Here is a 14,598-nt window from a genome sequence, read left to right as displayed (position 1 = left end):
TTCGGTTCTATTGATCTAGCCAGCGAGCAGCGTCTTTTGCAAAATAAGTAATGATTAAATCTGCTCCCGCACGTTTCATGCTTGTTAGTTTCTCAAGAACAACCTCTTGTTCATTCAGCCATCCATTTTGACTAGCTGCCTTTATCATGGAATATTCCCCGCTGACGTTATAGGCAACCATTGGAAGTGGGTAGCGGTCTTTTAGTTCGCGAATGATATCAAGATAAGAAAGGGCCGGTTTTACCATTAAGAAATCAGCACCTTCTTCAATGTCGCTTTCTGCTTCTCGAATGGCTTCGAGTCGATTAGCTGGATCCATTTGATACGTTTTGCGATCACCAAACTGTGGTGTACTATGAGCAGCATCACGAAATGGACCATAAAAGGCAGATGAGAATTTCACAGCATAGCTCATAATAGGAACATCAACAAAACCTGCTTCATCAAGGCCATGACGAATGGCCGCTACGAAACCATCCATCATGTTCGATGGGGCAATCATATCAGCTCCTGCTTTAGCTTGAGAAATCGCTGTTTTTGTAAGTAGTTCAAGTGATTCATCATTTTGTACGTAACCATTCTCGATAACACCACAGTGCCCGTGATCTGTATATTGACACAAGCATGTATCTGCAATAACAGTTAACTCAGGAAACTCATCTTTAATTTGCGCAATTGCTTTTTGAACAATTCCAGTATCACAGTATGCCTCTGAACCAACGGCATCTTTATGGTTTGGAACACCAAACATCATAATGGATTTAATACCAAGATCAACGACTTCACGTACCTCTTCATTTAAACGGTCTAGTGAATAGTGATAAACACCTGGCATAGAAGGAATTTCTCTTTTCACATTTTCTTCTTCAACTGCAAAAATCGGATAGATAAAATCCTCTTTATGTAAATACGTTTCTCTTACGAGGGATCTCATTGATTCAGAACGTCTTAATCGACGGTGACGATGAAAGTTTGCTTTTTCCATTATCATTTCCTCCTATTTATTAAAAAAACGCTCAAGGCTTTCAAGCATTCCTTCAATGGTATATTGGTCAGGTACGACTTGCGGTACGATCCCGTATGATCGCAGCGTCTTCTCAGTAATCGGGCCAATTACTACTATTGTGATCCCTTTAAGCAGATCTTTCAAATTGTCCGCACCGAGAAGTTGAGCAAAATGATGGACTGTTGACGAAGAAGTGAACGTAATCACATCACACGCCTGATTTTCTACTACGTCTATTAACGCTGCCTTGGATTCAAATGGAATGACAGTGTCATAAATAGGTAGGTCAGTAACGTCGTACCCTAATTCACTTAATTGCCCCGGTAATACCGCTCGACCAAGATTTCCTCTTGGTAGCAGTATTTTCTCATGGGGCTCAGCTTGCTTTGCTAGGGCGACAACTAGTCCTTCCGCCACAAAATTTTTTGGCATAAGATCAATTTGAATTCCGTACCGCTTAAGGGCTTTTGCTGTTTTGCTTCCAACCGCGCCAACTTTTATACCTTTTGGAATATTCGCCTGCTTCAAGAAAAAACGTACGCCATTGGCACTCGTAAATAAGAGCCAACTATATTCGCTTAATTCAATCGAATTTAACAATTGATTTCGGGGTTGGAACGAAATAAGAGGGATTTCAATCGAAATCCCCTCTCTTTCTTCAATTAATTTCGTAAATGTTCCTGCCTGCTCCCTAGCTCTCGTGACCATTACACGCTTTCCTGAGAGCGGAGAACTCATTGATCTAATTCCTCTTTCACACGATCAAGGATGTCCTTAGCACCCTGTTCCTTCATTCGATTCGCAAGCGTATTTCCTACTTGTATAGGATCACTACCCATTTCCATCTCTTTAATAATAATAGATCCATCCGGTTCTCCAACAAGGCCCGTAACCGTAATTTTGTCACCATTAAGCGTCGCATGACCTGCAATCGGAACCTGACAACCTCCTTCAAGTGTATGAAGGAAAGCGCGTTCTGCTAATACTGTTCTCGTTGTTTCTTTATCGCTAAATTTCTCAAGAATCGCTTTTAACTCATCATCGCTCTCTCGACACTCGATGGAGAGTGCTCCCTGCCCTACAGCCGGTACGCACAAGTCAGGATCAAGGTACTCTGTGACAATTTCTTTTGACCAACCCATGCGATGTAGACCTGCAGCTGCTAGCACAATCGCATCGTAATCTTCATCTGTTAATTTACGGATACGTGTGTCAATATTTCCGCGAATCCACTTAATTTCAACATCAGGTCTTATCGCTTTTAACTGTGCCCCGCGCCTTAGACTACTTGTACCAATAACAGCACCCTCAGGTAGTTCTCTAAATGTTTTTTTTGATTCAGAGATAATCACGTCTCGATGATCTTCCCGTTCTGGAATACAGCCAATCATTAGACCCTCCGGAAGAATAGAAGGCATATCTTTCATACTATGAACAGCCATATCGATATCACCGTTTAACATCGCGTCTTCAATTTCCTTCACAAACAACCCTTTTCCTCCAACTTTGGAAAGGGTGACGTCCAAGATTTTGTCACCACGAGTGACGATCTCTTTTATTTCAAAATCTACGCCGGGGTTTAACTCCTTTAACTTACTGATCACCCACTTCGTTTGAGTAATCGCTAATTTACTTCTTCTTGAGCCTACGATAATTTTACGCATGGTTACTCCTCCAACCTGTTCTCCCTTATACATACCAGAAATGAAATTCTGACAATGTTCCAGAAAGGAAGACATTAATTAATACAATAAGAAACGCAGCAACGTTCCATAACGCAAGGGAACGTCCTTCCATCTCTCTAGCCACTTTTTGATATAAGTAGGTACTATAAGCGCCTAGTACAAAAAATGAAATAATTACTTTAGCATCGAACAGGCTAAATTGGTCTACCTTTAAAATAGCCCAAACAATTCCTAATATAAGACTTAGTAATAGCAGTGGAACACCGAGAACGCTACATAAATAGGACAGTTTCTCAAGCTGGGATAGATCGCCAAATCTTCTTAATCGTTTATTCCATTTTTTCCTTTTCAACATCTGGTAAAGAATCAAATACATAATTGAAAAAATAAACGAAAGCGAAAATGCCCCATATGATAAAAAAGCCATTGTAATGTGAATAATCGACAGCTCAGACATCAGTTGTTCCGTGAGCAGACTTGAAGCCTGCTCTCTAGTAGCAAATAAATTGATAGCCATAATGCTGAAACCGAGTACATTTGCAAAAAACACAAAAAAGTCGACTCGAAAAAACCAGTTAATCAAGAGCGATAGCGAAACAATCACCCATGCATAAAAAAATAACCCCTCAAAAGGTGTTAAAATCGGGAAACCGCCAATTTCAATAATCTGCGTTACAAGAAACGCACTTTGCAGCACCCAGACAATAGAAAGCAACCAGAAAGCAAACTGATTCACTTTCCGGCTGTTTTGCAAGAAATCAATAAAATAACCCAGTACACTAAGGGCATAAAGTAAAATAGTTATATCATAAAGCCAGCTGGCGTTGGTCACAACTCATGTCTCCTCTCCTAGGAGCGCAACTGCGATGCCTGTAATAAAGGGGAGTAGTCAACGGATTCATGCTGTCTTTTTTCTTCGTTTTCTTTCACTCGCTGCTTATGAAGTTCTCTCTCAATTTCTTCTTCAATCGCAAAGATTTTGGTGAAGATCTCAAGCGACTCCTCTGCATTTGGCTCTGCAGCCATCTCCTTCACACGAACAATGGGATCACGTAGCAGCTGGTTCACTATACTTTTCGTATGTTTACTTAATACTTTTCGTTCTCGATCCGTTAAGTTAGGCAATTTACGTTCAATACTATTCATTGTTTCTGCTTGAATCGCAAGTGCCTTCGTACGTAAAGCTGTAATCATTGGTACAACGCCGAGTGTATTAAGCCACTCTCTAAATTGAACAAGATCTTCTTCAATCATTAGCTCTATTTTCTCTGCTTCTTTCTTACGTTCTGCAATATTGGTTTCAACAATTCCTTCTAGATCGTCAATGTCGTACAAGAAAACCGAGTCCATATTATTAAGGGATGGGTCTAGATCTCTAGGAACAGCAATATCAACCATAAACAATGGACGACCTCTGCGCTTTTTGAGAAGCGGTCTTACATTTTGCTCGGTTAAAACATAGTTTGTAGACCCAGTTGAACTAATTAGAATATCTGCATCAGCAAGCGCAGTTTCTACTTCATCCATAGAACGAGCCTGTCCTTTAAAACGAGAAGCAAGCTCTGTTGCTTTCTCAAGCGTACGATTCACGACCGTTACTTGATCTACACCGTTACTTTGCAAGTTCTTAGCAGTAAGCTCACCCATTTTGCCTGCGCCAAGTATGACAACGTGTTTATTTTGAAGCCCACCAAAAATCTTCTTCGCTAACTCGACTGCAGCATAGCTGACCGAAACGGCGTTTTCTCCAATTTCAGTTTCCGAATGGGACCGTTTAGCAAGAGTAATCGCCTGCTTGAAGAGCTGATTAAAAATTGTTCCTGTTGTCTCTGAGTGCTGAGCAAGCAAGAAAGCATCGCGAACTTGTCCAAGTATTTGCGTTTCCCCGATAACAAGAGAGTCAAGTCCAGATGCTACACGATAAAGGTGTTCTGTCGCCGCATCGTTTTCGCGAATTACTAGATATGGTGAAAATTCTTCTTTCTCAATTCCGAACCATTCAGATAGAAAAGCTTTTGAATAATATCTCCCTGTATGAAGCTGATCAGCAACAACATATAACTCTGTACGGTTACAAGTTGATAAGATCACAGCTTCTAGAATACTTTTAGAGTGACGCAACTTATCTAATGCTTCAGGCAAATCATTCTCCTGAAAGGAAAGTTTCTCTCGTATTTCCACAGGGGCTGTTTTGTGGTTCAACCCTACGACCAGGATGTGCATCGTTCCACCCCCAAAAAATTGTTAACCAAACCTAATCTTTTGCTATCATCTATCACTATTATAACATGTGACAAATTGCACAGAGTTATGAAATGTGAACAGACTATGAAAGCAATTATGATATGATGAATAAAGAATTATCTCTGCATATTATTAGTAATCATACAACTATTAATGTACCAGAAAATCAAATGTATAGCAAAACTTGCGTATCTCTTTCAACTAGGAGGATTTTCATTGAAACGTCAAAGTATTTTTCCGGGTGTTTTATTTATTGGAATTGGACTTTATTATTTATTTCAAACGCTAAACCTTCCCTTTTCAGATCATCTCATGAATTGGCAAGTTATTTTAATTGTGATAGGTCTCGCCATGATCATTCAAGGTTCTATTGCAAAAGAAGGGAATATGCTTTTTCCGGGGATTTTGCTCCTTGGGCTTGGCGTACATTTCTATTTTGTCACTAAAATCGCTGTTTGGCCTGATAGCTGGGGAATGTATACACTGATCCTAAGTGCAGCTTATCTCGTTACATACTATAAAACAAAAAAAACCGGTCTCGTTCCTGGGTTACTTTTACTCGCCCTTTCCATTATTGAACTTCTTTATTCTGGCTTGGAACTCTGGCTTAACTCCACTTTTTCCTTTGTTGGAAAGTTTTGGCCCCTCGCACTAATTCTTATTGGAATTTATCTTGTAACGAAAAAAAAGTAAGGGGCCAGCACCCCTTACTTTTTTATTTCAAAATTCATGTTATAAAATAGAACTTAAAAAGTCCTGCGTTCTCTGTTCCTTTGGTTCACTAAACAACTCACTTGGGTGGCCTTTCTCTACAATTTTTCCATCGTGCATGTAGACGACCCAATCTCCTACCTCTCGAGCAAAACCCATCTCATGCGTGACGACAACCATTGTCATACCCTCTTTTGCTAGTTCTTTCATCGTAGATAGAACTTCTCCCACTAATTCAGGATCAAGCGCTGATGTCGGCTCATCAAACAGCATAATATCAGGCTTCATGGCAAGCGCTCGCGCAATAGCAACTCGCTGCTTCTGACCGCCGGAAAGTTTATTAGGGTAGACATTTGCTTTATCTCCAAGACCTACTTTTGCAAGAAGTTCCTTTCCCTCTTTCTCCGCTTCGGCCCGCTTTAATTTTTTTACCATTAACGGAGCTTCAATGACATTTTCTAAAACCGATTTATGAGGAAAAAGGTTGAAATGTTGAAAAACCATGCCGACGCGCTGTCTGACTTTATTTAAATCGTTTTTTTGAGGGTCAATCGTTTCACCTTCAATAATAACGTTTCCGCTATTTTTGATCTCAAGAAAATTCATGCACCGAAGCAGCGTACTCTTACCAGAGCCACTGGCGCCTATAAGCACAACAACGTCGCTTTCATTTACTTCAAGATCAATATCTTTTAGGACGTGAAGATCTCCAAATGATTTGTTCAATTTCTCTACTCTAATCATTTCCGCTTTTTCTACCATCGACAGCACCTCTCTCGTTCTTAATCACTAGCAGATAATCGTTTTTCAAGGAGATTAACAAGAAGCGTGAAGATTAAAACAAGTACGAGATAGTATACAGCTACTATAAGTAAATACGTCATCTCATCAAACGTTCTTGCCCCCTGTGTAGTTGCAACGCTAAACAATTCCGGAAGGGCTATAAATGCTGCTAGCGAGGAATCTTTCAATCCAATGATAAATTGGTTACCAAGGGGTGGTAACGCTCTTCTAAAAGCCTGTGGGAGAATAATACGTCGCATCGCAAGTGTATGACTCATCCCAAGAGAGCGACCTGCCTCCATCTGACCTTTGTCGATTGATTGAATGGAACCACGAAAAATTTCTGCGATATAAGCCCCGTTATGTAGGGCAAGTCCAATTGAGGCAGCCCAAAATTTCGGGATATTGAACTCGGTTAAACCAAAATAGAAGATAAAAATTTGAACTATTAGCGGTGTACCTCGAATAATAGCAATGTACACATTTGCAATCCAATTCAAAGTCTTGGATTGTGAAATTTTAAATAAAGCAAAAAACAGGCCAATAAAAACAGCTATTAAAACAGATACGAATGTAACTCGAATCGTAAGCCAGAGTCCTTCAAAGAATACCGGATAGCTCTCTAATAGCGTTTCAAAAAAATGAGCAAAAGTTGGCAAGTGCGATCAGCTCCTTAGAATTCAGTAACATTACAGGTAAAAAAGGAATGCGCGCACCGCACACATTCCTCAATCTTACTCACTTTCAGGATTCTGGGTGATATCGACTCCGATGTATTCCTCGCTAAGTTTTGTTAACGTTCCGTCTTCTTTTAACTCTTCTAGAGCTTTGTTAACTGCCTCAAGAAGATTTGAGTTTTCTTTCTTAATCGCAACAGCTTGTTCACTTGTTCCTAACTGCTCTACTTTCTCAATCTTAAAATCTTCTTCCATTGCCTGTTTGCCTGTAATATCATCTGTTATAACCGCATCATGCTTTCCTTCACTTAGGGCGCGTAACGCAGTTTGGTCACTATCATAATTAGAAATTTTATCAGTGTACTCTTGAGCTGATTTCTCATAAGTTGAACCTTTTGAGACAGCTACGTCTTTACCTTCAAGGTCTTCTACACTCTGAATTTCACTACCAGGTTGAACATAAAGAACAGGTCCTGAATAATAGTAGGGCTCACTAAAATTCACGGCTTCCTTACGTTCATCAGTAATCGTATGACTAGCAACCGCTGCGTCATAACGACCAGATTGAATAGCAGATACCATCCCGCTAAATTTAAATTTTTCAACGGCGGGTTCAAGATCAAGTTTTTCCGCAATAGCTTTACCTACCGCAACGTCAAATCCATCAAGATCACCATTTGCATCTACTGTACTAAATGGAGGAAACTCCCCTGATACAACATAACTAAATTTGCCATCCTCCGTTAATTCCAATCCGTCGTCTCCTTCAGAACTAGAGGTTCCACTACTTTCTTCATTTCCTCCGCACGCTGTTAAAACAAGTAAAAACATTACCATAAGAGCAGTGAGAAAACTCCATTTTCTTTTCATCATCACATGTCCCCCTTATACGACTTTTCTTTTATGCAGTTAGTATTATGTAAACTGCGTTATTCCTATAATACCAATATTTAGACATTTCTTTCAATTCTGACTCATAGTCTTTACACCCCCTATTCCAGCCTAAGCTCTGATAGCACACAAAGAGCCAGTACATTCTTCTTTTTCCTCTACTTTATTCCCATTCCCTTTCAAATCCATTTAAAAACATTCTTTTCTTAATAATCTGAAAATAAAACCGATAGAAAAACCCGGTCCTTTGACCGGGTTTGAAATCTATAAATAGGATTTTATTGCATTCCAGACATCCTCTTTTCCCTGTCCAGTATGAGAAGAAAATGTAACGAGTCGATCTGTTGGTTCAATTTTTAATGTCTGACTTACAACTTTTAAATGTTTTTGCCATTTCCCTTTAGGGATTTTATCCGATTTTGTCGCTACGACAATCACCGGAATTTCATAGTGCTTTAACCAATCGTACATTACCACGTCGTCATTTGATGGGGCATGGCGTAAATCTACGATTTGGATGACTGCTTTTAACTGATCGCGATCAGTTAAATAGGTTTCGATCATTTTGCCCCAGGCATCTCTTTCTTTCTTAGATACCTTAGCAAATCCGTAACCTGGAACATCAACAAAATACAAACGTTCATTAATAAGATAAAAATTAAGCGTCTGGGTTTTACCAGGTCTTTGAGAAGTTCTAGCAAGGTTCTTACGATTAATCAGTGTATTAATGAGCGAAGATTTCCCAACGTTTGATCGTCCCGCTAAGCCAATCTCTGGCAAGCCTTCTACTGGGTACTGCTCTGGTTTAACAGCACTGATAATAAAATCTGATTTTGTTACTTTCATTTGTTCTCCCCCACAAGTGCGGTTTTTAACACTTCGTCCAGATGTGACACTGGAAGGAATGTTAAATCTTTGCGAATGCTTTCTGGAATATCATCCAGATCTTTCTCATTTTCTTTCGGCATGATAATTGTTGTTAATCCAGCACGGTGAGCACTAAGGGACTTTTCCTTTAGTCCACCAATCGGAAGAACTCGTCCTCGAAGCGTGATTTCTCCTGTCATCCCTACGTCTCTTCGAACTGCCTTACCCGTTAACGCAGATACAAGAGCTGTAGCGATTGTAATTCCTGCAGAAGGACCATCTTTAGGTGTAGCACCTTCTGGAACATGGATGTGGATATCGTTCGTTTCATGGAATGTTGGATCAATCGAGAGCTCTTCAGATTTCGAGCGAATGTAGCTGAACGCAGCCTGTGCTGATTCCTTCATTACATCCCCTAGCTTGCCTGTTAAGATCAATTTGCCTTTTCCCGGCGAGAGAGATACTTCAATTGCTAGCGTATCTCCTCCTGCTGTTGTATAAGCGAGCCCTGTCGCTGTACCAACTTGATCTTCTTTCTCAGCCTCACCATAACGGAATTTCGGATGACCTAGCAACTCTTCCAGCATTGTTTCAGTAACAATAACTCGCTTTTTCTTCCCTGATACAATTATTTTTGTTGCTTTCCGGCAAACCGTTGCAATTTGACGTTCGAGGTTACGCACCCCAGCTTCTCGTGTATAATGACGAACAAGCTTATAAAGACTCTCTTCTCTAATTTGGAGATTCCCTTTTTTCAACCCATGTTCTTCAAGCTGCCTAGGAACAAGGTAGTTTTTAGCAATGTTCACTTTCTCAATTTCCGTATATCCTGCAATTTGAATCACTTCCATTCGATCAAGAAGTGGCTCAGGAATTGTTGAAAGGTTATTTGCAGTTGTCACAAACATCACTTTTGAAAGGTCATACGGTTCTTCGATATAGTGGTCACTAAACGTATTATTTTGCTGCGGATCCAATACTTCCAATAATGCTGAAGATGGATCACCACGGAAATCATTCGACATTTTGTCGATTTCATCCAACAGGAAGACCGGATTGACAGTACCCGCTTTTTTCATTCCACGGATAATACGACCAGGCATCGCACCAACGTAAGTTCTACGATGTCCACGAATTTCTGCTTCATCACGTACACCACCGAGAGAAATTCGAACAAACTCACGGCCAATTGACCGTGCAACCGATCTTGCAAGTGACGTTTTCCCAACTCCTGGTGGTCCAACAAGACAAAGAATCGGTCCTTTTAAAGACTTTGTAAGCTGTTGAACGGCAAGGTATTCGAGCACTCTTTCTTTCACTTTCTCGAGGCCATAATGGTCCTCATCGAGAATTTTTTCGGCATGATTAATGTCAAGGTTATCTGTTGTCTCATTGGACCAGGGCACTTGTATTAACCAATCGATGTAATTCCGAATGACAGAACTTTCAGCCGAGCTCTGGGGAATTTTTTCATAACGATCTAGCTCTTTATACGCCATTTCCTGAACGTTTACAGGCATATTGGCTTTCTCAATTTTTTCCTTTAAAGTAGCGATTTCACCAGTTTTGCCTTCTTTTTCACCAAGTTCTTTTTGAATAGCCTTCATTTGTTCACGAAGGTAGTACTCTTTTTGCGTTTTCTCCATCGAGCGCTTTACTCGTTGGCCAATTTTCTTTTCAAGATCAATAACATCTTTTTCATTTTGAAGAATTTCAATCAACTTATTCAATCGTTCATGTGAACTATACGTTTCGAGAATTTCTTGTTTTTGACGAATCTTTAAAGAGAGGTGAGAAGCAATAATATCAGCTAATCGCCCAGGCTGTTCAATATCACTCACTGAAGCAAATGTTTCCGCCGTCACCTTTTTTGAAACTTTAATGTATTGTTCAAACAAATCAAGCACTGTGCGCATTAACGCTTCATCTTCCACATTCATATCAGCACTTTCATCGATTTGTTCGATCTCAACTTCGTAAAATTCTTCTGTATCTTTAAACTCAATAATTTTGCCTCGCTGAAGTCCTTCAACGAGTACGCGAATTGTACCATTTGGTAATTTCAACATTTGCTTTACAGTAGCAAGTGTTCCAATTTCATAAATATCATTTACTTCAGGTGTTTCTATCTCCACTTCTTTTTGTGTAGAGAGAAAAATCTTTTGATCATCCATCATGACCTTTTCAAGTGCTTGAACCGACTTATCCCGGCCTACATCGAGATGAAGAACCATTGAGGGATAAACAAGCAATCCTCTTAAAGGTAGCAATGGTAATGTTTTATGTTCATTTTTCAATCATGGCACCTCCAGACAACAAACTATAAAAACGTTAGGAAAATCACTTTTGATCCGAGCTTATACTATTGATAAGTTGTACTTCATTGTATCCTAAGTTTCTTCTACTTGTCTAATCATCCCTGCTCAAACTCTAAAAAAACTTACATCCACCAGGAAACTAACTTTGTAAAAATAGTAGCAATTGCTTCCTTAAATTGAAAACCGCTTAGTCAATTCGATGTTTAACCGTTACAAAGGATACTGGTTGAATCACTATTGCAAAAAGAAAAACCCCGCCCGTTAACTTCCTGGCTGGGATTTTCCAATAACAATGGAAGGGAATTCTTGGGGTTTTCCAGTTTCAAACGCTGCATCAAACACTTCCGAGAGATGTGTAACGGCTACAACTTTAATACCTTTAATTATTTGCAACATTTCTTCATCGTTTTCTTTCGGAATAAGCGCTAGTTCAGCTCCGGCATCACGCGCAGCCGTCACTTTTGCAAAAACACCGCCTACTGGCTTAACAAATCCATGAATACTAATTTCACCCGTCATCGCAATTTTATTACTAACTGGAGTTCCTTTAATTGCTGAGTAGATCCCTGTTGCAATGGCTACACCAGCTGATGGACCATCTACAGGCACTCCACCAGGAAAATTAATATGTAACTGATAAGCGTCTACAGGAATGCCCATGGACTTTAATACAGTCATCACATTTTCTACGGAAGATTTGGCTAAACTTTTTCTTCGTATGGACTTTGATTGATTTCCGATGCTTTCTTCTTCTACAATTCCTGTTATGGTAACGGAACCTTCTTTATCTAATTTTCCTTTAACTGCCGTGACCTCAATCTCAAGTAACGCACCAGTATTAGGTCCATAAACCGCTAGCCCGTTTACGACACCTACTGCCGGATAAAGCGGTACTTTTCTTTCAGGTCGAGGCGAAAGCCGACTCGCATGGACGACCCATTCCATGTCGGTAGCCGTTATCCTATCACGGTTTTCTGTAATGGCTAGTCCAGCTGCTATTTGCATTAAATTAACTGCTTCGCGCCCATTCCTTGCATATCGACTTACTCGTTCAATTCCGTCTTCATCAAGAGTTAAATTTAGCTTTTTGGCTGCTCTGGTTGCAATTCGTGCGATTTCATCCTGACTTAACTCACGAAAATATACTTCCATACATCTTGAACGAATAGCTGGAGGAATGTCGTCAGGTGTTCTTGTTGTAGCTCCAATCATCCTAAAATCTGCCGGTAGTCCGTTTTGAAAGATATCGTGTATGTGATTCGGAATTGTTGTGTTTTCTTCATTATAATAAGCACTCTCAAGATACACTTTACGATCCTCAAGCACCTTCAATAACTTATTCATTTGGATAGAATGAAGCTCTCCTATTTCGTCAATAAAAAGAATACCTCCATGAGCATTCGTAACTGCTCCTTGCTTTGGCTGAGGGATACCCGCTTGTCCCATTGCTCCAGCACCTTGGTATATAGGATCATGAACAGAACCGATTAATGGATCCGCTATCCCTCTCTCATCAAACCTCGCCGTCGTTGCATCCAACTCTACAAAGACAGCGGACTGTTTAAAAGGCGTTCCCCGATTACGTTTCGCTTCTTCCAATACAAGTCGTGCTGCTGCCGTCTTTCCTACTCCAGGGGGGCCATAAATGATAACGTGCTGTGGATTCGGCCCACAGATCGCCGCCCTTAAGGTACGAATTCCTTCTTCCTGACCAACGATTTCTGAAAAGCCTGTAGGGCGAATACGCTCTGATAACGGTTCGCTTAAAGAAATGCTTCTCAATCGCCGTAAATGCTCCATTTCTTTTCGTGATTCTTTATCTATAGAAACCTTTTGAGTTCGTTGATTCCGAAGTAAATTCCAAAAATACAATCCTATGACAATCCCAAAAAACAATTGTATCGCTAGTGCTATCCCTGTCCAATTCATACTCCTACCTCCTGATGATTGATCAATAGCACTAGTATCTCCTCACCATTGGTTCCATAAACCGGAAATGAACAAAATGACTCGCCGAAAGTTAGCATCCGATCCACTAAGTGTAAAACCGAGAAGGATATAGCGTTAATTAGAGAGGAGCTATACAAACAAAAAAACCAACCACACTTTAGTGGTTGGTTTTTAGATTAAGCACTTTCTTTTGGTGATTTCTTGTCTTCATCGATGACTGAACCATCTTCAAGGATTAATTTAGGTGTCGTTTTTTCGCTTACTGTAGAAGCAGATAATACGCACTTTTTAATTTCATCACGTGAAGGAAGATCATACATAACATCAAGCATGATGCCCTCAATAATGGAACGAAGTCCACGCGCACCTGTTTTACGTTCAATTGCCTGTTTCGCAATTTCAACAAGTGCATCATCTTCAAATTCAAGCTCAACGTCATCAAGCTCAAGAAGCTTTTGATATTGTTTAACAAGCGCATTCTTAGGTTTAGTAAGAATTTCAACAAGCGCTTCTTCATCAAGCGGCTCAAGGCTTCCAATAACAGGAAGACGACCGATGAATTCAGGAATAAGTCCAAAGCGAAGTAAATCTTCTGGAAGAACTTTACCTAGATATTCACCCGGTTTAAGATCCTCTTGTTTCGCTTCACCACTAAATCCGATAATCTTCTTACCAAGACGACGCTTGATAATTTGCTCAATTCCGTCAAATGCCCCACCACAAATAAAGAGAATATTTGTTGTATCAATTTGGATAAATTCTTGATGTGGATGTTTTCGGCCACCCTGTGGAGGTACGCTAGCTGTTGTACCTTCAAGAATTTTAAGAAGCGCCTGTTGAACACCTTCACCAGATACATCACGTGTGATCGACGGATTTTCCGACTTACGAGCTACCTTATCAATTTCATCGATATAGATAATTCCTTTTTCGGCTTTCTCCACATCGTAATCCGCAGCTTGGATTAGCTTAAGAAGAATGTTCTCAACATCCTCACCAACATAACCAGCTTCTGTTAACGACGTAGCGTCTGCAATAGCAAATGGTACGTTTAGAATTCTAGCAAGCGTTTGTGCAAGTAGTGTTTTACCACTACCGGTTGGTCCGATAAGAGCAATGTTACTTTTCGCCAACTCTACATCATCAGGTTTCGAAGATGCATTGATTCGCTTATAGTGATTGTAAACAGCTACTGATAATGACTTTTTAGCCTTCTCCTGTCCAATGACATAGTCATCAAGAATCTGGCAGATTTCATGTGGTTTCGGTACTTCTTTGAAATCCACCTCTTCTTCAGTTCCAAGCTCTTCTTCAACGATTTCAGTGCAAAGTTCAATACACTCATCACAGATATAGACACCTGGTCCTGCAACTAACTTTCGGACTTGATCCTGTGTTTTACCACAGAAAGAACACTTAAGTTGTCCTTTTTCATCGTTAAATTTAAACATGAATTCACCCCTAAC

General features: G+C 40.1%; 13 protein-coding genes. 1 reads left to right on the top strand and 12 read right to left on the bottom strand.

What is annotated here, in order from left to right; translation table 11 throughout:
- Positions 1 to 7: 7 nt before the first annotated feature.
- The 5 genes from hemB to hemA are packed head-to-tail and all read right to left on the bottom strand — an operon-like array spanning position 8 to position 4,914.
- Positions 8 to 985, bottom strand: a complete 978-nt coding sequence (hemB, locus tag PQ578_RS06060) for a porphobilinogen synthase (RefSeq protein ID WP_273832622.1) — start codon at positions 983 to 985, stop codon at positions 8 to 10.
- Positions 986 to 997: 12 nt separating this feature from the next.
- Positions 998 to 1,744 carry a uroporphyrinogen-III synthase gene (locus tag PQ578_RS06055; protein WP_273832621.1) on the bottom strand — a complete coding sequence of 249 codons (747 nt, stop codon included), beginning with the start codon at positions 1,742 to 1,744 and terminating at the stop codon, positions 998 to 1,000.
- Positions 1,741 to 2,670, bottom strand: coding sequence for a hydroxymethylbilane synthase (gene hemC, locus PQ578_RS06050; protein ID WP_273832620.1), 930 nt, complete (start codon positions 2,668 to 2,670; stop codon positions 1,741 to 1,743). The genes PQ578_RS06055 and hemC overlap by 4 nt, the downstream gene beginning before the upstream one ends.
- Positions 2,671 to 2,695: 25 nt before the next feature.
- Positions 2,696 to 3,523: a cytochrome C assembly family protein gene (locus tag PQ578_RS06045; RefSeq protein ID WP_098444428.1), complete on the bottom strand. Its 828-nt coding sequence runs from the start codon at positions 3,521 to 3,523 to the stop codon at positions 2,696 to 2,698.
- 17 nt (positions 3,524 to 3,540) lie between these two features.
- The gene (hemA, locus tag PQ578_RS06040) at positions 3,541 to 4,914 is read right to left on the bottom strand and encodes a glutamyl-tRNA reductase (protein ID WP_098444429.1); all 1,374 of its coding nucleotides are present in this window, start codon (positions 4,912 to 4,914) and stop codon (positions 3,541 to 3,543) included.
- Positions 4,915 to 5,151: 237 nt separating this feature from the next.
- On the opposite strand from hemA, the gene PQ578_RS06035 reads away from it, so the two are divergent.
- A complete protein-coding gene (locus PQ578_RS06035; protein ID WP_273832619.1) occupies positions 5,152 to 5,628 on the top strand; it encodes a LiaI-LiaF-like domain-containing protein in 477 nt (158 codons plus the stop codon).
- A 39-nt stretch (positions 5,629 to 5,667) separates the two neighbouring features.
- Here PQ578_RS06035 and PQ578_RS06030 read toward each other — a convergent pair whose 3' ends face one another.
- The 7 genes from PQ578_RS06030 to clpX all read right to left on the bottom strand — a co-directional run bounded on the left by PQ578_RS06030 (position 5,668) and on the right by clpX (position 14,583).
- On the bottom strand, positions 5,668 to 6,408 hold the full coding sequence (locus tag PQ578_RS06030; protein WP_273832618.1) for an amino acid ABC transporter ATP-binding protein: 741 nt from the start codon (positions 6,406 to 6,408) through the stop codon (positions 5,668 to 5,670).
- Positions 6,409 to 6,428: 20 nt separating this feature from the next.
- Positions 6,429 to 7,088 carry an amino acid ABC transporter permease gene (locus PQ578_RS06025; protein WP_273832617.1) on the bottom strand — a complete coding sequence of 220 codons (660 nt, stop codon included), beginning with the start codon at positions 7,086 to 7,088 and terminating at the stop codon, positions 6,429 to 6,431.
- A gap of 75 nt (positions 7,089 to 7,163) precedes the next feature.
- Positions 7,164 to 7,979 carry a transporter substrate-binding domain-containing protein gene (locus PQ578_RS06020; protein ID WP_337958004.1) on the bottom strand — a complete coding sequence of 272 codons (816 nt, stop codon included), beginning with the start codon at positions 7,977 to 7,979 and terminating at the stop codon, positions 7,164 to 7,166.
- 282 nt (positions 7,980 to 8,261) lie between these two features.
- On the bottom strand, positions 8,262 to 8,843 hold the full coding sequence (yihA, locus tag PQ578_RS06015; protein ID WP_159783561.1) for a ribosome biogenesis GTP-binding protein YihA/YsxC: 582 nt from the start codon (positions 8,841 to 8,843) through the stop codon (positions 8,262 to 8,264).
- Entirely contained in the window at positions 8,840 to 11,161 is a 2,322-nt protein-coding gene (gene lon / locus PQ578_RS06010) for an endopeptidase La (RefSeq protein ID WP_273832616.1), read from the bottom strand. Before lon ends, yihA begins: the two co-directional genes overlap by 4 nt.
- A 282-nt stretch (positions 11,162 to 11,443) precedes the next feature.
- Positions 11,444 to 13,111 (bottom strand): ATP-dependent protease LonB, encoded by a 1,668-nt coding sequence (gene lonB / locus PQ578_RS06005; protein ID WP_098444435.1) that lies wholly within the window; start codon positions 13,109 to 13,111, stop codon positions 11,444 to 11,446.
- Positions 13,112 to 13,308: 197 nt separating this feature from the next.
- A complete protein-coding gene (gene clpX / locus PQ578_RS06000) occupies positions 13,309 to 14,583 on the bottom strand; it encodes an ATP-dependent protease ATP-binding subunit ClpX (protein ID WP_098444436.1) in 1,275 nt (424 codons plus the stop codon).
- Positions 14,584 to 14,598 lie beyond the last annotated feature (15 nt).

It is taken from the genome of Guptibacillus sedimenti (assembly GCF_028610665.1).
In the GTDB taxonomy this organism is placed as follows: domain Bacteria; phylum Bacillota; class Bacilli; order Bacillales; family Guptibacillaceae; genus Guptibacillus; species Guptibacillus sedimenti.
Note: the sequence above shows the minus strand (reverse complement) of the source record. Positions and strands in the feature narration are given on the sequence as shown.

What these genes read in the sequence shown, in the direction of transcription:
- lonB (WP_098444435.1), bottom strand. Translation starts at nt 13,111, where the DNA reads ATGAATTGGACAGGGATAGCACTAGCGATACAATTGTTTTTTGGGATT.
- hemB (WP_273832622.1), bottom strand. Translation starts at nt 985, where the DNA reads ATGGAAAAAGCAAACTTTCATCGTCACCGTCGATTAAGACGTTCTGAA.
- yihA (WP_159783561.1), bottom strand. Translation starts at nt 8,843, where the DNA reads ATGAAAGTAACAAAATCAGATTTTATTATCAGTGCTGTTAAACCAGAG.
- PQ578_RS06055 (WP_273832621.1), bottom strand. Translation starts at nt 1,744, where the DNA reads ATGAGTTCTCCGCTCTCAGGAAAGCGTGTAATGGTCACGAGAGCTAGG.
- PQ578_RS06020 (WP_337958004.1), bottom strand. Translation starts at nt 7,979, where the DNA reads ATGATGAAAAGAAAATGGAGTTTTCTCACTGCTCTTATGGTAATGTTT.
- PQ578_RS06030 (WP_273832618.1), bottom strand. Translation starts at nt 6,408, where the DNA reads ATGGTAGAAAAAGCGGAAATGATTAGAGTAGAGAAATTGAACAAATCA.
- hemA (WP_098444429.1), bottom strand. Translation starts at nt 4,914, where the DNA reads ATGCACATCCTGGTCGTAGGGTTGAACCACAAAACAGCCCCTGTGGAA.
- hemC (WP_273832620.1), bottom strand. Translation starts at nt 2,670, where the DNA reads ATGCGTAAAATTATCGTAGGCTCAAGAAGAAGTAAATTAGCGATTACT.
- clpX (WP_098444436.1), bottom strand. Translation starts at nt 14,583, where the DNA reads ATGTTTAAATTTAACGATGAAAAAGGACAACTTAAGTGTTCTTTCTGT.